Source organism: Solitalea agri, from assembly GCF_023914155.1.
GTDB lineage: Bacteria > Bacteroidota > Bacteroidia > Sphingobacteriales > Sphingobacteriaceae > Solitalea > Solitalea agri.
Window position 1 is genome coordinate 123,900 of record NZ_JAMWYS010000003.1, and the last position, 19,706, is coordinate 143,605.

A 19,706-nucleotide genomic window follows, 5' to 3' on the forward strand; every position below is an offset into this window, starting at 1 on the left:
ACCGTTTTTAAGCGATTTGAAGCTTAGAAACTTCTAATGCTTGTTCAATATCATGCAAAATATCGGCAATATGTTCTAAACCAATTGACACTCGAATAGCACCCTGACTTATACCCACTTGCAGGCGCTCCTCTTCGGTAAGTTTCGAATGCGTACTTGAAGCCGGATGAGTAGCTATAGAACGAGTATCGCCCAAATTAGCTGAAATGGAGAACATCTTCAATGAGTCCATAAATTTACTTGCGCGCTCGTATCCACCTTTAACAACAAACGTTACAATCCCCCCTCCCGCTTTCATTTGCTTTTTAGCAATTTCATATTGCGGATGAGATTTTAGTAATGGATACTTAACCAATTCTATTTCTTCATTTTGTTCTAAAAACTCAGCCACTTTCAACGCACTTTCACAATGACGATCCATACGAACGGCAAGTGTTTCAAGACTTTTCGACAAGATCCAAGCGTTAAATGGCGACATCGCTGGCCCTGAATGACGGGCGAATGCTTCAATTTCACCAATTAACTTATTGCTACCCAAAATTAAACCACCAAGAGTTCTTCCTTGGCCGTCTATAAACTTAGTAGCAGAATGTATTGATAAATCAGCGCCTAATTTTATCGGTTGTTGTAAATATGGAGTAGCAAAACAATTATCAACCACCAATAAAGCATTATGCTTTTTAGAAAGCTTCGCAAGCCATTCCAAGTCAATAATATCAATACCTGGATTAGATGGCGTTTCAACGAATATCAATTTGGTATTCGGTTGAATTAGGGATTCCCATTCTTCCGGCTTATCTAAATCGGCATAGGATGAAGTTATACCCCATTTTGGAAAAATATTAACCAATAACTGGTGAGTGGAACCAAAAATAGAGCGGCTCGACAGCACATGATCCCCTGATTTAAGCAAAGCTGCAAAGGTGGTAAATATAGCTGCCATTCCTGTCGATGTAGCCCAACCGGTTTCAGATCCTTCCAAAACAGCCATTTTCTCAATTAATTCAGAAGTATTTGGATTTGAGTAACGACTGTAAATATTCCCTTCACGCTCATTGGCAAATAAAGCACGCATATCCTCTGCGTCATCAAACTTATAACTAGAGGTTAAATAAATAGGTGCCGAATGTTCTTTAGCTCCTGATCGCTCTGCTTGAATTCTTATAGCGTTGGTTTCAAAATTTGACATATATTCTTATAAATGAGTGAATGATTGTTTGTAAGGAATACAAAATGAACACAACAGCTCATTGCTATTAAGCATAAGCGTGTAAATACTCGGAAATGAAATTTTTGCTGTGATCATTATCGTGTAATTTTTATAGTTCCTGAATCAACTGATTCAGGCAGGAATTGGCACCTTTCCATTTTGGCGGTTGCCAGAGGGTCATAGAGCCTGTTCTCTCGCCTCTTCTGTATAAGAATTACAATTACTTAGAACAAGTAAAGGAGTAATTCAAAGTGTTTGCAAAGATAAAAGCCTTATTCTAAACCGCAAACAATATTTTAGAATTAGGATTATTAAAACTCCCTCCCTTTTGGAGAGGGTGTGAAAATCTTTTTAATTCAATTTATAGCTATAGCTCAATTTGGCAGATTTACCTAAAATTTGAGCTACAGAACAATATTTATCAAAAGTCAAAGCCAATGCACGTTCAATCTTATCGGTGTTTAAATCACCAAAAAAATGATATTCTACATTAATTACTTCAAATAACGATGGAACCTCTCCTTCTACTCTCTTCGCATCAATATTAATTTTAAGATCTTTTAAGGGCTCCTTTTGCTTAGTAAGAATAGAAATCACATCAATAGCACTACATCCTCCTAAACCAGCTAAAAGTGTCTCCATTGGACGAAAACCTTTATTCTCACCCCCTATTGCTGGATTAGCATCCATTGATAAAATATTCCCTTGCTCGTTAACAGCATCAAAATGATAAGCGTTATTTCTACGTTCTAATTTGATATTCATTCTTTATTCAGATTATGGGTACAAAGATATTTAGAACAATGAATTATTGATAAGTGTTAATAAATTCAATCATTAAAAAAATTACATTCTTCAATCTTCGACCTCAGTTTTTAGCACTTTATCTACAAAATAACACCGGCTGCAACAGTACTCTTTGTGCCCTCATCTATAATAATAAATGATCCGTTCACTTTGTTTTGTTCGTAAGAATCAAAAAACAATGGCTGAGCCGTTTTAATCTGAACCTGGGCAATATCATTCAATTTTAATTGCTTACGCTCTGTATCTTTTTCTAAAGTGCTGGTATTTACTATGAATTCAACATCTTTCAACATTGCTTTTACGCGATTATTGCTGTGTTGAATAATGTATTTACCTCCAGGTATAGACGCAGTAGTGTCCATCCAGCACAATTGTGCAGTGAACTCTTTTTCAACTCTGGGTCCGTTTCCGGCTTTAGCAATAAGATTTCCGCGTGTAATATCAATTTCGTCTTCTAATAGCAATGTTACAGACTGTTTTGCTTCGGCAGTTTCTAAATTACCGTCGAAAGTGGTGATTTGCTTAATTTTAGAAGTTAAGCCTGAAGGAAAAGCAACAACCTCATCTCCTACATTAAATTTACCGCTGGCTACATTACCGGCATAACCGCGATAATCATGATATTCTTCAGATTGAGGGCGAATTACATATTGAACAGGGAAACGAGCATCGGTAATATTAACATCCTGATTCACCTGTACGTTTTCCAAATATTCAAGCAAGGTTGGACCATTATACCAGTCCATGCTTTCACCTTTGTTTACAATATTGTCGCCTTTTAACGATGAAGCCGGAATAAAAGTTAAATTTTGATGGAGGCGATCAAATCCTCTAACGAATTCTTCAAATTCAATACGAATATTATTAAAAGTATCTTCGGAGTAGTCAACCAGATCCATTTTATTTACACACACAATTACTTCGGGAATTTGAAGCAAATTAGCAATAAAGAAATGGCGGTGCGTTTGTTCTATAACCCCTTTACGAGCATCAATAAGAATGATCGATAACTGTGAATTGGAAGAACCTGTGACCATGTTACGAGTATATTCAACATGCCCAGGAGTATCAGCGATAATGAATTTACGTTTGTCTGTATTAAAATAAATATGAGCCACATCAATGGTAATACCCTGTTCCCGCTCGGCGCTGAGCCCATCAGTAAGTAAAGAAAGATCTAAATAATCGAAACCTTTGCGCTTGCTGGCTGCTTCTACCGCCTGGATCTGATCAGTAGTAAGTGAATTCGTATCGTATAATAAGCGACCGATTAATGTGCTTTTTCCATCATCAACACTTCCTGCAGTCGAAAATTTAAGTAATTCCATGTTTTATATGTTTTTGCAGCTCATTTTATACGCCGCATCTGTCATCAAATTGTTTTGCTTTCTTTTCTCTGGACCATCGTCAATGGTCAATAGACTATGGTTTAAAAGTACCCCGCCAATTTTCTTTTTTCCATCGCCGCTTCCGAACGTTTATCATCGAAACGGGCGCCACGTTCTGAAATAGTGGAAGCTTTGATCTCTGTAATGATATCATCAACATTATCAGCGGTTGATAATACAGCCGCAGTACAACTCATGTCACCTACGGTTCTGAAGCGCACATCGGTTTCAAAAATATCCTCTCCATCCATATTGATATAAGGCGAAGCTGGAAAGATCAATCCATCACGCTCAAAAACATTACGTTTATGAGTGAAATAGATACTTGGAAGATCCATATTCTCTTGTTTAATATAGCTCCAAACGTCTAGTTCAGTCCAGTTGCTGATTGGGAAAACACGCACATTTTCACCAAAATTGATCATACCATTCAGGTGATGCCAAATTTCCGGACGTTGACGCTTAGGATCCCACTGACCAAAATCATCACGAACTGAGAAAATACGTTCTTTAGCACGGGCTTTCTCTTCATCGCGACGAGCTCCGCCAATACAAGCATCAAACTTATTTCTCTCAATGGTATCTAATAATGTAACTGTTTGCAAAGCATTTCTACTGGCATACTTGCCAGTTTCTTCGGCTACTTTCTTTTGATCGATACTATCCTGTACCGAACCAACAATTAGTTGCGCCCCTACTTTATTTACCAGCCAATCACGAAAAACAATAGTTTCTTCAAAATTGTGTCCGGTGTCAATATGAACTAGTGGAAATGGAAACTTCGCTGGAAAGAACGCTTTACGCGCCAAATGAACCAACGTAATAGAATCTTTTCCACCTGAAAACAATAAAGCCGGACGCTCAAACTGAGCCGCCACCTCACGTAAAATGTAAATCGACTCTTCTTCTAATGTTTTTAAGTGATTGTTCATACTTTTTATTTTTATCAACCGACCACAATTAATGGTCCATTGTTATTAATTTTTCTTGCTCAAAACTTAACTTTAGTGGTTACTAGTGTGTAAACCGCATTCTTTTTTCGAATCTTCCCACCACCATCTTCCGGCTCTTGGATCTTCACCAGGTTCAATTGCACGGGTACAAGGTGCACAACCTATGCTCACAAAACCTTTATCGTGCATTCGGTTATAAGGAACTGAATTAGCTTTCACGTAATCACGTACATCTTGATCGGTCCATAACAACAATGGATTAAACTTGATCAGGTTAAAACCCGGATCGTACTCAAACAGGTGAAACCCTTTACGATTTTCTGATTGCTCAGCTCTAATTCCTGTAATCCAAAGTTCAGCCCCTGCTAATGCTTTTTTTAAAGGTTCAATCTTACGAATCCGACAACATTCTTTTCTGTTTTCTACTGATTCATAAAATGAATTAATGCCTTTATTTAACACAAAAGCTTGTATTTCATCCTGATTCGGATAGTATGGCACAATAGGCAATTTATAACGTGCAACGGTTCTTGAATACACTTCATACGTTTCTTCGAATAAGCGACCGGTATCAAGCGTAAATAATTTAATGTTTGCTTTAGCTCTGAAAATACCATCTGTTATTACCTGATCTTCGATACCGAAAGAGGTCGAAAAAACTGCTTTCCCGGCAAATTTATCAGCCACGAATGCCAATGATTCTACCAGGCTTAAACCTTTTATTTCTTCCTGAAGTTTATCAATCAACTCGTTGTACATAAATCCTATTGGCTTAGTAGTTTAATTGCAAAAGTATTAAAAAAATCGTTCCAAACAAGAGTTACTTTTAAGATTATACGCAAAAAATGAAAAATTCACTAAAAAACATTACTGTCAATAAAAATATAACACTAAAAAATAGCTATGATTAAAAAGTTTAAAATTGATTATTTCTGTGACTGTCTTAAATCAAGAACATCATACTTTAATGTTAGGAATTAAAAATTAAAAAAGGCGTCGTACAAAATCGACGCCTTACACATTAACAAATTAAAAGATAGATGGATTTAGAAATATTTAATTTAGCGCAAAACGAATTGGTAAACTAAATCGAACTTTTACCGGCTGTCCGTTCTGACGTCCCGGCTTAAACTTCAACAGTTTCACAACCCTAACAGCTTCTTCATCACATCCACCTCCTATTCCTTTTAAAACGGCTGCATCATAAATGCTACCATCTTTATCTACAATAAATTGCACAGTCACTTTTCCCTGTATTTCATTTTCAACAGCCATGCTTGGATAATGCATGTTTCTACCTATAAACTTGAACATTTTCTGAAACCCGCCCTCATATTCAGGCATTACTTCAGCATGAATGAAAGTTGTTTCTGTAGTAGCTTCGGACGAACCATTACCTCCTCCATTATTTCCAGTCTTTTCATCGGGCATAACATTCGTTGCCTGACCACCGTCCGGCACCTCAATAGTGGTCGTATCGCTAACCTTTCCTTGCATTTGATCGGTTGTTGGAGGAACATCTGTTGCTTTATTGTCGGGAACCACTTCAGGAGTAAGATTCTTCATAGTGGAAGCCATTGGTTTTATATCGGCTTTATGAGGCAATTCAACTTCCTTAGGCTTATCAGGTACTATTTCATATTGTTTAGTTAAGTCAACTACCTTAGGAAATGAATCAACTATAGAAACTTCATCAGCCTTTGATCGAAAAGAAATTGCAATAATGCCCAAAATGGCCAATGATCCTACTGAGGTAAATAAGGAACGACGCATAGTTTTGTCGTAACGGGCACGTAACTGGTAAGCACCATATTCTTTATGGCGATTTTCGAAAACAATTTCAGTTAAGTCGTTTGAATTAGTGAACAGGTTCTTCATGGCTATAAGAATTAAGTTTCTCTTAAGATGCGCGCACGAAACTTATTCCATAAAGCAATGAAAAATATTTTGAGACAATAAGCTAATTAACTGTAAATCAGATTAGGTGAATTTTAGAAATAATACATAAATAGGATTCACTTAGACTCCGTAAAACACTTTATGATCATTTTCAAGGTTTGGTAACTGCACCGGTTCATGAAAAATTCCAAAAACAGATGATCCGCTTCCGCTCATACTGGCGTACAAAGCTCCGTTTTCATAGAGTTCTTCTTTAATTCGGGCAATCGCAGGATATTTAGGAAACACCGTAGTCTCAAAATCATTTATTACTAAACCTTTCCATTCGGTAATTGGCAAGTGCAAAAGCATTTGTAATGAAGTTTTAGGTTTTGAAGGGGCACATCCACCATAAGCATCGGCAGTTGAAACATGAATGGCTGGTTTCACCAACACCAGAAAATGATGCTCCAGATTTATCTCCTGTCCGGTAAACTCATCACCCTTTCCAAAAGCAAAAACAGGCTTGTTCTCAATAAAAAAAGCGCAATCACTACCTAATTTTCGGGCATATACCTGCATTTGTTCAATTGTTAAACCTAGTCCAAACTTTTGATTTAGCAATTTGATCATAAAAGCACCATCTGCCGAGCCTCCACCTAAACCCGCTCCCACCGGAATATTCTTTAATAAATGAATTTCTATTGGAGGAAGGTTAAAATCGTGTTTTAGCAAATCATAAGCCTTTAAGCAGATATTATCATGATTGTCCCCCGGAATTTCAATACCATGAGCGAAAAACTCTGTATCAGCAGCTTCTATGATTTCTAGTGAATCATTGATTTTAATCGGATAAAAAACGGTTTCGATATTATGGAAACCATCCCACCGTTTTTCAACGATATTAAGACCGAGATTAATTTTTGCGTTAGGAAATAGGATCATAAGAAGAATCTGGCACGAATTACACGAATTAATCCCAATTTATAAACAGGAATTAAGAAAATGTTATAACTAATTTCACGAATTGTTTAAAAGTATTTTGGCAGAGTTTGAAAGCTTCCGTTACTTTGCAGGACGATTTGCCGGAGTTATTTTATCTCAATACACAAATCTCAATACTCAGATCTAAGTCAATGAAACAATACCACGATTTAATGCAGCATGTGCTCGATAACGGAGTTGAAAAGCATGACCGTACCGGAACAGGAACTATTAGTGTTTTTGGTTACCAAATGCGTTTTGATTTGAGCGAGGGCTTTCCCTTGGTTACCACTAAAAAGGTGCATTTAAAATCGATTATTCATGAATTGATCTGGTTTTTAAAGGGTGAAACTAATATTGCTTACCTGAAAGAAAATGGTGTAAGTATTTGGGATGAATGGGCGGATGAAAACGGCGAATTAGGTCCTGTTTATGGATCACAGTGGCGCTCATGGCCTACTCCTGATGGAGGAAAAATTGACCAGATTGAAAAAGTAGTGAATCAAATCAAGAACAATCCTGATTCACGCAGAATTATAGTAAGTGCCTGGAATGTTGCCGAAGTAGATAACATGGCATTGCCACCTTGCCATAGTTTCTTTCAGTTTTATGTGGCTGAAGGAAAGCTTTCTTGCCAGCTATACCAGCGTAGTGCCGATATATTTTTAGGCGTACCCTTTAACATCGCCTCTTATGCTTTGTTAACCATGATGATGGCCCAGGTTTGTGGTTTAAAACCTGGCGACTTTGTTCATACCTTTGGCGATGCGCATCTTTACCTCAATCACTTAGAACAAACCAAATTGCAACTCAGTCGTGAGTTCAGACCATTGCCAAAAATGGAGTTAAACCCGGAAGTAAAGAGTATTTTCGACTTTAAGTTTGAAGATTTTACTTTAACAGGTTATGATCCTCACCCACATATAAAGGCGGCGGTGGCAGTCTAAGGACAGCCTGAGGTATCCGATCTGCAGTCGACAGTAAACGTAATTAATCGGCAATCTATAGTATAATAGCGACTTGGAACTGAATTCTGAGAGCAATAAATAAAATACAAAAAAAATGACTTTAAGCATTATTGTAGCTAAAGCTGAAAACAATGTAATTGGCAATAACAATACACTGATTTGGCACTTACCTGCTGATTTAAAATATTTTAAAAATTTAACTACCGGAAACACGATTATAATGGGTCGTAAAACATACGACTCCATTGGCAAGCCACTACCTAACCGCAGAAATATAGTTATCAGCAGAAATACAGACTTAAAAATAGCTGGCTGCGAAGTTGTCAATTCTCTCGATGAAGCATTGAAGATGAGTGGTAATGAGGAGCATGTTTTTATTATTGGCGGTGCCGAAATTTACAAGCAGGCGCTTAACAAAGTCGATACTTTATACATTACCGAAGTAAAGTCAACATTTGAAGGAGATGCATTTTTAGATGAAATTTCACCAGAAATATGGCATGAAGTTTCACGAGAAGATCATTTAGCCGACGAGAAGAACAAAGTTAATTATTCATTTGTAACCTACAAAAGAACACTGATTTAGTCTTCTACCGTTATTTCATACTCGACTGTGTCAACGGGATTGGAAGATTGTTCCCAAGGCCTTCGTTGCTCAAAATGTATTTTTGCAAGGCCTTTCTTTTTACCAACTACCTTAAATACCTCAGGAATTGAGGAACCAACAGGAATATTTTTGTCAATCGCATGCACATCACCTTCATAATCTATTTTTTCCACCTCAATAATTCCTTCGATATCAATCTTATATTGCCAAACTAAGCCGGATGTACCTTTTCCTGGAAGGGCAATAAAAACACTATCGTTTAACTTAACAACTTTAGTTTCCATAATCTTGTGAGGTTGTTGTATTACACCCTATATCGAGGAAAAAATACAATAAATATGCCCATAGCAGAAAAGAATTCCGGGATGAGGATCACACTCTCTTCCCGGAATCATGAATTAAATCAAAATTTTTAATCTCTTTTCAAAGAATTTCGCTGAAAAAGATGTTTCTAGGCTTTAAAGTTTCCTGTATTGATCCAGTCGTTTTTAAGTATTACCCACCAATCAACAGCAATGCCATTGAGTACATAATCATAAGGTAACCAGCCATAACCATTTTCACCCCATGATTTACCCCATGAATTACGAATAAGTAAGGCCCCTTTGGTTTTCTTAGCTCCATCTGCAGTTGGTATGTCCATTTTGTCGTCATAACCAACTGTAAAAATAGCATGGCCGCCCACCATAGGATCAGAAGCTGATGGATAAGGGATACGACCATCTACAGCAGAATAAATAGAATTGTAAACAGAAAAGCCAAACATACTTGGTATGCCCGAATTTAGATGAGTCTTTATAGATGTAAGCAAGTCGGTTGTTTTGGTTCCAACCGGATCGAGACGATAATAGGTAATTGATTTATAGTTTTGGCCAAATGCATAGCAAAAGGCCGTAGGTTCAATATCATAGTTAGTGATCAGGTATGGCCAGTAATCTTCAGGCGGAACTCCGAAAAGTGTCATTGCTCCAATGGTTGATCGTAAATAAGCCCCTGTATCTCCCGTCCATTTAAGAAGATTACGGGTCACCTTATATAAGAAAAGGCGGGATGCATCAATATGTTTTCCGAATGCACGCTTCTCATAATATTCAATCATCCCAACACCTGCGTGAGCTGTACACGAACCAATAGATTGTTGATCTTCTATAGGCGAGCACCATTTGCGCAAATCTTTGCTTGCTGGTAGTGCAGGCTTAGAGGCCGTTACTCCTGCCGATTTTAGCATATTTTTAATAGAATCAGCTTCCCCTAAGACTTTTAAGCTGTTTGATACTTCTTTAGTATCAGGAGTATAATCTTTGAAGCTTGGAAGGTCTCTTAACCATCCTAAGGCATAATTTTGAGTGTTTTCCATTTTAAGTATAGGTGGAGGTTTTGGTGTATTTAAAGTTAGAAAATATATTTTCAATATTAAATATAAAATTCTGTTTTACTGATACTTACAAAAGTAAGTTAAGGGTTATTTTTTTCGACTACTTCAAAATATTTCAAAATAATAAGCATTATAACTTCTTAAGAATATTTAATGGAATTAGGTTAATCTTTCACATAAACTTGCGTAGAATCAAAATTTATTTAGATTTGCGACTTCGTAAAAAAACCAAGAAAACTTTATAAACAAACGCTTTATTTAAAATTAACCGCATTATGCAAGGAAAAGGTGTCATCAGGTTTGTGGCAATTGCACTAGCGCTTGCTTGTCTTTACCACATTTCATTTACTGTGGTAACAAGCAGAGTGGAAAAAAAGGCAAAGGAATATGCCAACGGCAACGCAGCCAAAGAGAGTTATTATTTGGATTCGATTGCTACCGAACCAGTTTATGATTTGGGTATTAAATCGTTTACCTACAGAGATTGTAAAGAAAAACAGTTAAACCTGGGTCTTGACCTTAAAGGCGGTATGAACGTTACTATGGAAGTTTCCATGGTTGATCTTATCCGTTCAATGTCTGGCAACAGTACCGATGCTGCTTTCAATCAAGCGCTTGAACTGGCTAAACAACGTTCATTAAAAGGTGGTTCAAAAGATTTCGTTGAGCTTTTCGTTACAGCTTACAACGAAGTAGCCCCACAAGGTAAATTAGCTACCATTTTTGCTACAGCAGAAAACAAAGGACGTATCGATTATAATACTTCAAATGAAGATGTTGTTAAGGTATTGAAAAAAGAATCGGAAAGCGCATTCAACCGTTCATTCGAAATTCTTCGTACCCGTATCGATAAATTCGGTGTAACTCAGCCAAATATTCAGAAAATTGGCGGTAACCGTATTTTAATTGAACTACCGGGTGTTGATGACAAAGAGCGTGTTCGTAAGCTTTTACAAGGTTCTGCTAAATTAGAATTCTGGGAAACCTATGATAACGGTGAAGTTTATGGAGGTTTAGTAGCTGCTAATACAGCTATAGCTTCACAACAAGCTTTAATCGACAAAGGTAACGCTAAAGTTGATTCAACTGGTAAAGCTGATACTACCCAGAAAAAAAGTGATTTAGCGCTTTTAAATAAAATGAAAACTGAGGGTGGCAAAAAAGACACTGCTGCTGCACAGGCTTTATTTGCTAAACAAAACCCATTATTCTCAGTATTAATTCCAAGTACTTATCAGGCTCAAAATGGCCAACAGTCATTGGCTCCTGGTGCAGTAATTGGTTATGCTGCATTAAAAGATACTGCTAAAATTAACCAGTACCTTTCTAACCCAACGGTTAAAGCTAACTTCCCATCAAACATCAAGTTCGCTTGGTCGGTTAAATCGGTTAATGAAAAAAATATTTTCCAATTATTTGCATTGAAATCTAGCGGTCGTGACGGAAAAGCGGCTTTAGGCGGAAATGTAATATCAAATGCGCGTAACGACTTCAACCAGGATGGTTCTCCGGAAGTAACCATGTACATGAATGCTGACGGTGCTAAAGAATGGAGAAGAATTACTGCAGAAGCTGCTGCTGCTAACAAACGCCCAATTGCTATTGTATTGGATGATGCAGTTTATTCAGCTCCTAATGTTCAAAATGAAATTTCAGGTGGTGTTTCATCAATCTCTGGTAAATTCACCCCGGAAGAAACATTAGACTTAGCTAACATTTTAAAAGCGGGTAAATTACCTGCTCCTGCTAAAATTGTTGAAGAAGCAACTGTTGGTCCTACTTTGGGTCAGGAAGCTATTAACAATGGTTTAATTTCATGTTTAGCTGGTTTAATCGTTGTGTTCATCTTCATGGCGGTTTATTATAACAAAGCCGGTATTTCTGCCGATATCGCGTTAATTGTGAACTTATTCTTCATGATTGGTGTATTGGCTTCATTCGGCGCTGTATTAACATTGCCTGGTATTGCGGGTATCGTTCTGAACATTGGTATGGCGGTAGATGCCAACGTATTGATTTACGAGCGTATTAAAGAAGAGCTTGACCATGGTAAGAGTTTACGTATGGCTATTACCGATGGTTTTAAACATGCTTACTCTGCCATTATCGATGCTAACGTTACCATCTTATTATTAGGTATCATCCTGTACGTATTCTCATCAGGTTTGATCCAAGGTTTCGCTACCACATTGATCATCGGTATTTTCACTTCATTGTTCTCAGCTATCTTCATCACCCGCTTAATTTTTGAGGCACAGTTAGCTAAAAACAAAGTGATTAAATTCACTAATGAGTTCTCTAAAAACTGGTTCAAAGACACTGATTTCGATTTCGTATCGAAACGTAAGACCTTTTATATCATTTCTGTTGTTATCATTTTAGCAGGTGCTGTTTCATTGGCAACAAGAGGATTAAGCTTAGGTGTTGATTTCCAGGGAGGTAGAACTTATACTGTTCGTTTTGATAAAGATGTTAAAGTTGGTGAGGTACGTGAAGCTTTAAAACCAGCATTTGGTGGTGAGGCTCCTGAGGTTAAAACCTTTGGTGGTTCAGGAATCGGAGACAACAGACAAGTTCGTATAACCACTTCCTATCAAATTGACAATCAATCTGACCAGGTTGACCAAGAGGTTGAATCAAAATTAAAAGATGGTTTAGCCAAAATTGGTGGTAAATCGGAAATCATGGATTCTCGTAAAGTAGGTCCTACCATTGCAAATGATATTAAAGTTTCAGCGTTCTGGTCAATTGGCTTAGCGTTGGTGATTATCTATATCTATATTTTAATCCGTTTCCGCAAATGGCAGTTTGGTATTGGTGCAACTGTTGCCCTATTCCACGATGTGTTAATTATCATTGCTGTTTACTCAATTTTTAACGGTTTGTTGCCATTCTCTTTAGATGTCGACCAAACCTTTGTGGCAGCCATCCTAACCATTATGGGTTATTCAATGAACGATACCGTAGTAGTATTTGACCGTGTACGTGAGTATATGGGCTTACACCATAGTAAAAACGAATCAATGGGGCAGGTTATAAATAGTGCATTGAACAGTACCTTAAATCGTACCGTTGTAACCGGCTTATGTACCATGTTGGTGTTGATCGTATTGTTCATCTTCGGTGGTGCTATTCTTCGTGGTTTCTCTTTCGCATTACTGGTAGGTATTGTGGTAGGAACTTACTCATCACTGTTCGTTGCAACTCCAATTGTTGTTGACTTTATCCGTAAAGACGATAAAAAATAATAATACTGCTTAATGTAGTTTAAAGGCGCAAATCGAAAGGTTTGCGCTTTTTTATTGAAATGTTATTCCAATACATCGAATAATAAATCTCTGATTTTTCACATTGTTCTCAGCTTATTCCCTGTTTGATTTTTCACCACTAAACATCTTTATTTTATGACTAAGAACCCGTAACTTATTGACTGAAAGCCTCTAAATCAACCCACTATGAAAAATTTATTTATCAAATCCTTAATCACTGCTGGCTTTCTTTTAGTTTTAAGCAGCTGCCAGAAAAATGATGATGAACCTCAAGAAACCCAAACCGGGGCCAATACCATGAGCTGCAAAATAGATGGTAAACGTTGGAAAGCCACACCTTGTAATGTATGTATAAATGGAGGGAGTGGGTTAGAAGTATTTTTTGATGAAACAATAAATACTTTTGGAATCGACGGTCAAATGAGTGAAAACAATAAACTTAAAACCATTCGCATTTACATTCCTTTATTAATAAAGACCAACACTCTAAGTGAAAATAATTTTGCATTTTATGCTGAACTAAACAAGGAATTCAAAACCAACAATACTTATCAGGGTACAGTTATAATTACAAAACTGGATAGAGCAAAGAAAATCATATCGGGTCGTTTTGAATTTACCGGAATAGACACATTTAATCCTTCTGATAGTGTTAAGGTCACAGAAGGACTTTTTGATGTTAAATATTAGTTTAACTACCTCAATTTCATATCAATCTATAAACACATTTGTAATGAAAAATTATTTATTAAGCATGTTATGCATAAATCTATCTGTCAGCTTACAGAAAGACCATAAAAAAATACTGCTTAATGTAGTTTAAAGGCGCAATTCGAAAGGTTTGCGCCTTTTTTAATTAACTGTCTAGAGCTATGTTTTAACTTTTATTAAAAACTTAATCGCAGGTTCGAGGGTTTTTATTTAATATTGAATAACTCTACTAAACAAGCTATGTCAGTTGATATTCCAGAAACAAATTTCCCAAGGGTTGTAATTATTGGTGGCGGATTTGGCGGTATTCAGGCTGCTAAAAAACTAAACAGCAAAGAAGTACAGGTAATTATGATCGACCGTCACAATTACCACACTTTCCAGCCCCTACTCTATCAAGTTGCCACCGGTGGTTTAGAACCCGACTCCATTGCTCACCCACTACGTAAGATCTTCAAAAATCAAAAGAACTTTATATTTCGTGTTGCTGAGGCCCAGGAAGTTATTGCAGATAAAAAAGTATTGGTTACCAATATTGGTGAAATTCATTACGATTACCTCGTTATAGCTACTGGCTCAAGTTCTAACTACTTTGGCATGAAAGATCTAGAAAAGCACACCATGCCGATGAAAACGATTCCGGAAGCATTGGATATGCGCAGCCTTGTTTTACAAAACCTAGAAAGCGCCTTACTAACCGACAGTATAAATGAGCAGGAAGCCTACATGAACTTTGTGGTGGTTGGCGGTGGACCAACAGGTGTTGAAACAGCCGGTGCGCTTGCAGAACTAAAAAACCATGTTCTGCCACATGACTATCCGGAATTGGATATCAGACGCATGCAAATTAACCTGATTGAAGGTGGAGACCGTTTACTTGGGGCCATGTCGGTTCAGGCTTCTGAAAAATCAGCTGATTTCTTGAAAAGCATGGGTGTAAACGTTCGTTTGAATGAACGTGTATTAAGTTTTGACGGTGAAAGAGTGCAATTAGGCAGTGGAAAAGGACTTGAAACAAAAGTGGTCATCTGGTCGGCGGGAGTTAAAGGCGTTACCTTACCTGGAATAAATAAGGAGGTGATTGTTGGCGGTAACCGATTTAAAGTAAATGTATTTAACCAGATTGAAGGTTATGACAACATTTTTGCAATTGGCGATGTGGCGGCAATGATCACCGATGAGTTTCCCAAAGGTCACCCGGGAGTTGCTCCAGCGGCAATACAACAAGGACGATTATTTGCCAAAAACATTATCAAAAAAATCAATGACATTCCCATGGAGCCTTTTAAGTATTTTGACAAGGGCTCAATGGCTACCGTTGGCAGAAACCGGGCAGTAGTTGATATGGGCTTTATCCGTTTCCAGGGGACGTTTGCCTGGTTTGTATGGATGTTTGTTCATTTGATGACTTTAGTAGGTTTCCGAAATCGTGTGGTGGTTTTCGTGAATTGGGTATGGAGCTATTTCAGCTACGACCGTGGAACACGTTTGATCATAAGAAGGTTTGAAAAAGAAAATGATAAAAAATTAGAACAAGTAGAAGCATAATAGTCCATAGTTGATAGTCCATAGACCATGGTATAATCTACCTCATTCACTATGGACTATGGACCATGGGCCATGGACTATAAAAATGAACAACCATCCATTAAAACTCATAGAATGCCCTCGCGATGCGATGCAGGGTATTGATGAATTTATCCCTACGGCTTTAAAAGCCGAATACATTAACAAACTGCTGAAGGTTGGATTTGATACCATTGACTTTGGCAGTTTTGTTTCGCCAAAAGCAATTCCTCAAATGCGTGATACACGTGAAGTTTTGGAGCAAATTGACTTGAGCAGCACTTCTTCAAAACTATTAGCCATTATAGCCAATTTAAGAGGCGCTGAGGAAGCTATCCAGTTTGATAAGATTACTTACCTTGGATTTCCCTTTTCAGTCTCAGAAACGTTCCAACAGCGTAATACGAACAGCTCAATTGCCGAGTCATTTGACACCGTAAAACAAATTCAATCACTATGTGTAAAAAACAATAAAGAGCTTGTCATTTATATATCTATGGGCTTTGGTAATCCTTACGGTGATGAATGGAACTCCGACATTGTTTCTAAATGGGTGAATGAAATAAGTAGAATTGGGGTAAAAATTATAGCCTTATCTGATACTATTGGTGTTTCCAATCCCGAAAACATTAGCTATCTGTTTAAAAACCTTACGAATGAGCATCCTAAAATTGAACTAGGAGTCCACCTCCACTCCACCCCAAGTACACGACTGGAGAAAATAGATGCTGCCTGGCAAGCAGGTTGCCGAAGATTTGATTCGGCATTAAAAGGATACGGAGGCTGTCCGATGGCCAAAGATGACCTTACAGGAAATATCTCTACCGAGAGCATAATTTCCTACTTGAACGATCATCGCATCAATACAGAGCTTAATATGAATAATTGGGCAGAAGCTATGGAATTCTCTAATCGTATATTTCATTAGTCTTTTTTAGGATCATTGAAACTATGGCTGATTTTCATACCAGTTTAAAACGTAATCAGCCACCTTTTCCCAGCCAGGTTCTCCACAGATAAAATGACTTTTGCCTTCAAAAATTTTCAAATCTACGCTACTGGCTTTATCTGAATATTTGTTGGCTAGCGTTTGGGTTAGTGTTGGAGGAAAGAGTTTATCGTCACCTCCTCCAATAAACAATAAGGGAACATGTGGTTTTTTAAAATCTATATTCGAAAAAGAATTTAAAACTAATTCGCGGCTTACTTTAAAGCTTTCGGGAACAGCAACCTGTTCAAAGGCCTTCGCCCTTTCTTCTTTAGGTAACGTATTGAAAAAACACTTATCATACCATTCTTTGCTCCCCATAAAATAATCCTTCCCCGAAAAAAAACCGAACGCAGAGATCGCTGATTTAAGGGTTGAAAATGGAGGGAAAACATTTTTAGGCGGAGCACCATCAATACTGGCACCAGCTGCTGCCTTTCCCATTTCAACAAGTTTCATGATTGCCATTCCGGCCATAGAATGCCCAATCACCAATGGTTTTTCAGGTAAAGTATCGATAAGTTTAACAATATTGTTGACCACATCAACAAAGCCTGTCTTTACCAGATCGGGATGGATTTTAGCCCTCAAATCTGCAGGTTTACCTTCATGACCCGGATTCGGAGGTGTATAAACTGAATAGCCTTTGTTTTCATAATATTGCTTCCATCCTGTCCAGCTGGTATTATTCACAAAATTGCCATGGATAAGAACTATTGATCTGGATTTTGCCATATTGATTGAGAGTTAAAAATTAAAAACAACCTGATTATTAAAAAAGAAGATCTTTTTAGCCAAAATTACTTGCACAAACAACAAATACCTTTTTACTTATAGAAATTTTATACAAAAAAAACTAAAAAACAAAAGGATTTATTTAAAACAATAAACTAAAATAAAACGAAGGTAGCTCCAGGTAAATATCAGTAGCAATATACTAAATAAACTCTCGTAAAATAGTTCTGTTTATATTAAGTTTATATAAAATTTAACAAATGAAAGATCTGGCCCCTCAAATTTTCAGGAAAAGACTATTAATTGAAGGCTTTTTTACTACTGAAGTGAGCGACAAGACCTTGATTGATTTTTTCAAATTTATCACACAGAATCTCAACCTCAGAACCTATGGAGAGCCAATTATTCATGCCACCGGAGGCCAGGGAAAGGAAGAAAATCAGGGTTACGATGCCTTTGTTCCATTGATAGATTCAGGTATTTATATTGCGGTTTGGTCGGGGTATAAATTTCTTTCGATGATCATTTATACCTGTGCTGAATTTGATGAGCAGATTGCTCTTATTAAAACCCAACTTTTTTTTGAAATGACTGCAATTGAGCATTCTTTATTTTAAAACTGAAAATAATCTTCCACGACTATTTTGGATTTCATTCCTACTTATTAACTTAAAAAGAAAAAAGTTATGCCACAAAGTAGAACAAGAAACAAGCACCACGGTTATCATCCACACCGCGCTCATCAAAATCAATCATCTGCTACTTCCCACCGTCCTATTACCCCCTCAAAAAGTAATACAGAACTGTTCTTTTCTAGTTTTATCGGCTTTATGGGAGCAGTAATTGGCTTCTTTATGTTCGACAATCACTGGGTAGCAGTTTTAGGAGGAACTATTATTGGTGCCGGTATTGGTTATTTTATTGGACGTATAATTGCAAAAGCACGGGTTTAATGGTTTATTGAATTATCGCAGAACTCTTTAATAGATGCATTACTGATTTTTACCTTTTTGGATAGGCAATTAATCATATAATCCTATTTTACTATCCCCTTATTTTTCAAGAATTTATTCTCAAACCAATACTTTGAAATATAGGAGATGATTATTACTCCTGTCGAAATTATTCCATAGAATAAAAGAGTCGATAAAACCGGAGATAAGCCAATGAGGTACTTTTTGAAAACTAAAATTACTCCAAAGATTACCAGCATTTGGTACATATAAATTCCGTAGGAAACATCACCTAAAGAATTCAACCACTTTTTATCGAACTTGAACCAGGCTATTGGATTTAAGGCTGTATTTAAAATCAACCAAAGGAATAATACGTACAATATTAGGTTGGCTAAAATAGGTATATTAAACATAAAGTCAGAAATGGTTCCTAAAGCTGATCCCGAATGAACCAGTTCCCAATGGAAGGCCAAACGCCAGGTAATTAATCCATAGCCAATCAGCTGCAACGGATGGGTGAAAATCTTCCAGTTGGAAAATGATTTGGTACCATGAAAAACATAGTAGGCTCCAATTCCACCAATCGCCATTGCTTCAAACTTTAATGTATCAATTACCTGCTGAATAATTGAAAGTGTTGAACCTTCTTCAATATTCATTAATTGAAAGACAATGACCAGCAATATTTTAATGAAAATAATAAGCCCGAACAGCATTAGCATATGTTGACGGAAGAATTTCATCAGCGGCGCCCAAATTATGTAAAACCACTCTTCTACTCCAATAGACCATAAAGGCTCCAACAAACTACTACCAAAAACGATGTTTACCAGGAAAGGAAAAAATAAAAGGTACATCCACCAAACCTGGCCGGCTTGATAAGGCATCTCATACGCAAAACCAATAGTTTTAAGTGCAAAAGGAACTAACCAGACACCAATTATCACTAAAAGAAAGTAGAGCGGCCATATACGAACCACCCGGCGCCAATAAAAGCCTTTTACGCTTATATCGCCCTTCTCATTATCTTCCTTTAGTAATAAGTAACTGATTAAGAACCCGCTTAAAACAAAAAAGAAAGAAACTGCAGTGCTCCCATTTCTAAAAAGTGAATATTCTTCGAGATTGAATAATGAATATTTCTTACGAATCGTCTCGGTATGATGCATTAACACTAAAAAAGCCGCGAAAAATCGCAGCGCACTCAATCCGGGGAAATACTTAATGGTTTTTGACATAGTTCGCCGACAAAGATGTTAATTGTAACCGCTACAAGCAAGTATCAGACACAGATACCAAAACAAAAGCCCC

19 protein-coding genes and 1 riboswitch are annotated in these 19,706 nt (G+C 37.1%); of the genes, 8 read left to right on the forward strand and 11 right to left on the reverse strand.

Annotation, left to right across the window (positions count from 1 at the left end; genetic code table 11):
• Positions 1–7: 7 nt before the first annotated feature.
• From NF867_RS00945 to ispE, 7 genes are all read right to left on the reverse strand, one after another.
• Complete coding sequence (locus NF867_RS00945; protein WP_252585661.1) at positions 8–1,189, reverse strand: trans-sulfuration enzyme family protein; 1,182 nt, start codon at positions 1,187–1,189, stop codon at positions 8–10.
• A 127-nt stretch (positions 1,190–1,316) separates the two neighbouring features.
• Positions 1,317–1,424: riboswitch (SAM riboswitch) on the reverse strand.
• 137 nt (positions 1,425–1,561) lie between these two features.
• Positions 1,562–1,975 carry an OsmC family protein gene (locus tag NF867_RS00950; protein WP_252585662.1) on the reverse strand — a complete coding sequence of 138 codons (414 nt, stop codon included), beginning with the start codon at positions 1,973–1,975 and terminating at the stop codon, positions 1,562–1,564.
• 122 nt (positions 1,976–2,097) lie between these two features.
• A complete protein-coding gene (locus NF867_RS00955; RefSeq protein WP_252585663.1) occupies positions 2,098–3,345 on the reverse strand; it encodes a sulfate adenylyltransferase subunit 1 in 1,248 nt (415 codons plus the stop codon).
• 101 nt (positions 3,346–3,446) lie between these two features.
• The gene (cysD, locus tag NF867_RS00960) at positions 3,447–4,337 is read right to left on the reverse strand and encodes a sulfate adenylyltransferase subunit CysD (protein ID WP_252585664.1); all 891 of its coding nucleotides are present in this window, start codon (positions 4,335–4,337) and stop codon (positions 3,447–3,449) included.
• Between the two features lie 72 nt (positions 4,338–4,409).
• Positions 4,410–5,117 carry a phosphoadenylyl-sulfate reductase gene (locus NF867_RS00965; RefSeq protein ID WP_252585665.1) on the reverse strand — a complete coding sequence of 236 codons (708 nt, stop codon included), beginning with the start codon at positions 5,115–5,117 and terminating at the stop codon, positions 4,410–4,412.
• Between the two features lie 297 nt (positions 5,118–5,414).
• The gene (locus NF867_RS00970) at positions 5,415–6,236 is read right to left on the reverse strand and encodes an energy transducer TonB (protein WP_252585666.1); all 822 of its coding nucleotides are present in this window, start codon (positions 6,234–6,236) and stop codon (positions 5,415–5,417) included.
• 141 nt (positions 6,237–6,377) lie between these two features.
• Positions 6,378–7,181, reverse strand: coding sequence for a 4-(cytidine 5'-diphospho)-2-C-methyl-D-erythritol kinase (gene ispE, locus NF867_RS00975; protein WP_252585667.1), 804 nt, complete (start codon positions 7,179–7,181; stop codon positions 6,378–6,380).
• A gap of 191 nt (positions 7,182–7,372) precedes the next feature.
• Between ispE and NF867_RS00980 the strand changes: the two genes are divergently transcribed.
• Both NF867_RS00980 and NF867_RS00985 read left to right on the forward strand, forming a co-directional pair.
• Positions 7,373–8,167, forward strand: a complete 795-nt coding sequence (locus NF867_RS00980) for a thymidylate synthase (RefSeq protein ID WP_252585668.1) — start codon at positions 7,373–7,375, stop codon at positions 8,165–8,167.
• 115 nt (positions 8,168–8,282) lie between these two features.
• Positions 8,283–8,774, forward strand: coding sequence for a dihydrofolate reductase (locus NF867_RS00985; RefSeq protein ID WP_252585669.1), 492 nt, complete (start codon positions 8,283–8,285; stop codon positions 8,772–8,774).
• On the opposite strand, the gene NF867_RS00990 is transcribed toward NF867_RS00985, so the two are convergent.
• On the reverse strand, positions 8,771–9,079 hold the full coding sequence (locus NF867_RS00990) for a protease inhibitor I42 family protein (RefSeq protein WP_252585670.1): 309 nt from the start codon (positions 9,077–9,079) through the stop codon (positions 8,771–8,773). The genes NF867_RS00985 and NF867_RS00990 overlap by 4 nt on opposite strands.
• 167 nt (positions 9,080–9,246) lie before the next feature.
• Complete coding sequence (locus NF867_RS00995; protein WP_252585671.1) at positions 9,247–10,152, reverse strand: C1 family peptidase; 906 nt, start codon at positions 10,150–10,152, stop codon at positions 9,247–9,249.
• A gap of 293 nt (positions 10,153–10,445) precedes the next feature.
• Between NF867_RS00995 and secDF the strand changes: the two genes are divergently transcribed.
• The 4 genes from secDF to NF867_RS01015 all read left to right on the forward strand — a co-directional run bounded on the left by secDF (position 10,446) and on the right by NF867_RS01015 (position 16,644).
• Positions 10,446–13,418, forward strand: coding sequence for a protein translocase subunit SecDF (gene secDF / locus NF867_RS01000; RefSeq protein ID WP_252585672.1), 2,973 nt, complete (start codon positions 10,446–10,448; stop codon positions 13,416–13,418).
• Between the two features lie 207 nt (positions 13,419–13,625).
• Positions 13,626–14,129 carry a Riean_0653 family protein gene (locus tag NF867_RS01005; protein WP_252585673.1) on the forward strand — a complete coding sequence of 168 codons (504 nt, stop codon included), beginning with the start codon at positions 13,626–13,628 and terminating at the stop codon, positions 14,127–14,129.
• A 261-nt stretch (positions 14,130–14,390) separates the two neighbouring features.
• On the forward strand, positions 14,391–15,698 hold the full coding sequence (locus NF867_RS01010; RefSeq protein ID WP_252585674.1) for an NAD(P)/FAD-dependent oxidoreductase: 1,308 nt from the start codon (positions 14,391–14,393) through the stop codon (positions 15,696–15,698).
• Between the two features lie 85 nt (positions 15,699–15,783).
• A complete protein-coding gene (locus tag NF867_RS01015; RefSeq protein ID WP_252585675.1) occupies positions 15,784–16,644 on the forward strand; it encodes a hydroxymethylglutaryl-CoA lyase in 861 nt (286 codons plus the stop codon).
• A gap of 21 nt (positions 16,645–16,665) precedes the next feature.
• Here NF867_RS01015 and NF867_RS01020 read toward each other — a convergent pair whose 3' ends face one another.
• Positions 16,666–17,439 carry an alpha/beta hydrolase gene (locus NF867_RS01020; RefSeq protein WP_252585676.1) on the reverse strand — a complete coding sequence of 258 codons (774 nt, stop codon included), beginning with the start codon at positions 17,437–17,439 and terminating at the stop codon, positions 16,666–16,668.
• Between the two features lie 260 nt (positions 17,440–17,699).
• Between NF867_RS01020 and NF867_RS01025 the strand changes: the two genes are divergently transcribed.
• The gene (locus NF867_RS01025) at positions 17,700–18,056 is read left to right on the forward strand and encodes a hypothetical protein (RefSeq protein ID WP_252585677.1); all 357 of its coding nucleotides are present in this window, start codon (positions 17,700–17,702) and stop codon (positions 18,054–18,056) included.
• A gap of 69 nt (positions 18,057–18,125) precedes the next feature.
• Positions 18,126–18,392, forward strand: a complete 267-nt coding sequence (locus NF867_RS01030) for a hypothetical protein (protein ID WP_252585678.1) — start codon at positions 18,126–18,128, stop codon at positions 18,390–18,392.
• Positions 18,393–18,475: 83 nt separating this feature from the next.
• Here the strand turns inward: NF867_RS01030 and NF867_RS01035 are convergent, their stop codons facing one another.
• Positions 18,476–19,633, reverse strand: a complete 1,158-nt coding sequence (locus tag NF867_RS01035; protein WP_252585679.1) for an acyltransferase family protein — start codon at positions 19,631–19,633, stop codon at positions 18,476–18,478.
• Positions 19,634–19,706 lie beyond the last annotated feature (73 nt).

Excerpts from the sequence above, each read along its gene's own strand:
- NF867_RS00945 (WP_252585661.1), bottom strand. The coding sequence starts at position 1,189 with ATGTCAAATTTTGAAACCAACGCTATAAGAATTCAAGCAGAGCGATCA.
- NF867_RS00950 (WP_252585662.1), bottom strand. The coding sequence starts at position 1,975 with ATGAATATCAAATTAGAACGTAGAAATAACGCTTATCATTTTGATGCT.
- NF867_RS00955 (WP_252585663.1), bottom strand. The coding sequence starts at position 3,345 with ATGGAATTACTTAAATTTTCGACTGCAGGAAGTGTTGATGATGGAAAA.
- cysD (WP_252585664.1), bottom strand. The coding sequence starts at position 4,337 with ATGAACAATCACTTAAAAACATTAGAAGAAGAGTCGATTTACATTTTA.
- NF867_RS00965 (WP_252585665.1), bottom strand. The coding sequence starts at position 5,117 with ATGTACAACGAGTTGATTGATAAACTTCAGGAAGAAATAAAAGGTTTA.
- NF867_RS00970 (WP_252585666.1), bottom strand. The coding sequence starts at position 6,236 with ATGAAGAACCTGTTCACTAATTCAAACGACTTAACTGAAATTGTTTTC.
- ispE (WP_252585667.1), bottom strand. The coding sequence starts at position 7,181 with ATGATCCTATTTCCTAACGCAAAAATTAATCTCGGTCTTAATATCGTT.
- NF867_RS00980 (WP_252585668.1), top strand. The coding sequence starts at position 7,373 with ATGAAACAATACCACGATTTAATGCAGCATGTGCTCGATAACGGAGTT.
- NF867_RS00985 (WP_252585669.1), top strand. The coding sequence starts at position 8,283 with ATGACTTTAAGCATTATTGTAGCTAAAGCTGAAAACAATGTAATTGGC.
- NF867_RS00990 (WP_252585670.1), bottom strand. The coding sequence starts at position 9,079 with ATGGAAACTAAAGTTGTTAAGTTAAACGATAGTGTTTTTATTGCCCTT.
- NF867_RS00995 (WP_252585671.1), bottom strand. The coding sequence starts at position 10,152 with ATGGAAAACACTCAAAATTATGCCTTAGGATGGTTAAGAGACCTTCCA.
- secDF (WP_252585672.1), top strand. The coding sequence starts at position 10,446 with ATGCAAGGAAAAGGTGTCATCAGGTTTGTGGCAATTGCACTAGCGCTT.
- NF867_RS01005 (WP_252585673.1), top strand. The coding sequence starts at position 13,626 with ATGAAAAATTTATTTATCAAATCCTTAATCACTGCTGGCTTTCTTTTA.
- NF867_RS01010 (WP_252585674.1), top strand. The coding sequence starts at position 14,391 with ATGTCAGTTGATATTCCAGAAACAAATTTCCCAAGGGTTGTAATTATT.
- NF867_RS01015 (WP_252585675.1), top strand. The coding sequence starts at position 15,784 with ATGAACAACCATCCATTAAAACTCATAGAATGCCCTCGCGATGCGATG.
- NF867_RS01020 (WP_252585676.1), bottom strand. The coding sequence starts at position 17,439 with ATGGCAAAATCCAGATCAATAGTTCTTATCCATGGCAATTTTGTGAAT.
- NF867_RS01025 (WP_252585677.1), top strand. The coding sequence starts at position 17,700 with ATGAAAGATCTGGCCCCTCAAATTTTCAGGAAAAGACTATTAATTGAA.
- NF867_RS01030 (WP_252585678.1), top strand. The coding sequence starts at position 18,126 with ATGCCACAAAGTAGAACAAGAAACAAGCACCACGGTTATCATCCACAC.
- NF867_RS01035 (WP_252585679.1), bottom strand. The coding sequence starts at position 19,633 with ATGTCAAAAACCATTAAGTATTTCCCCGGATTGAGTGCGCTGCGATTT.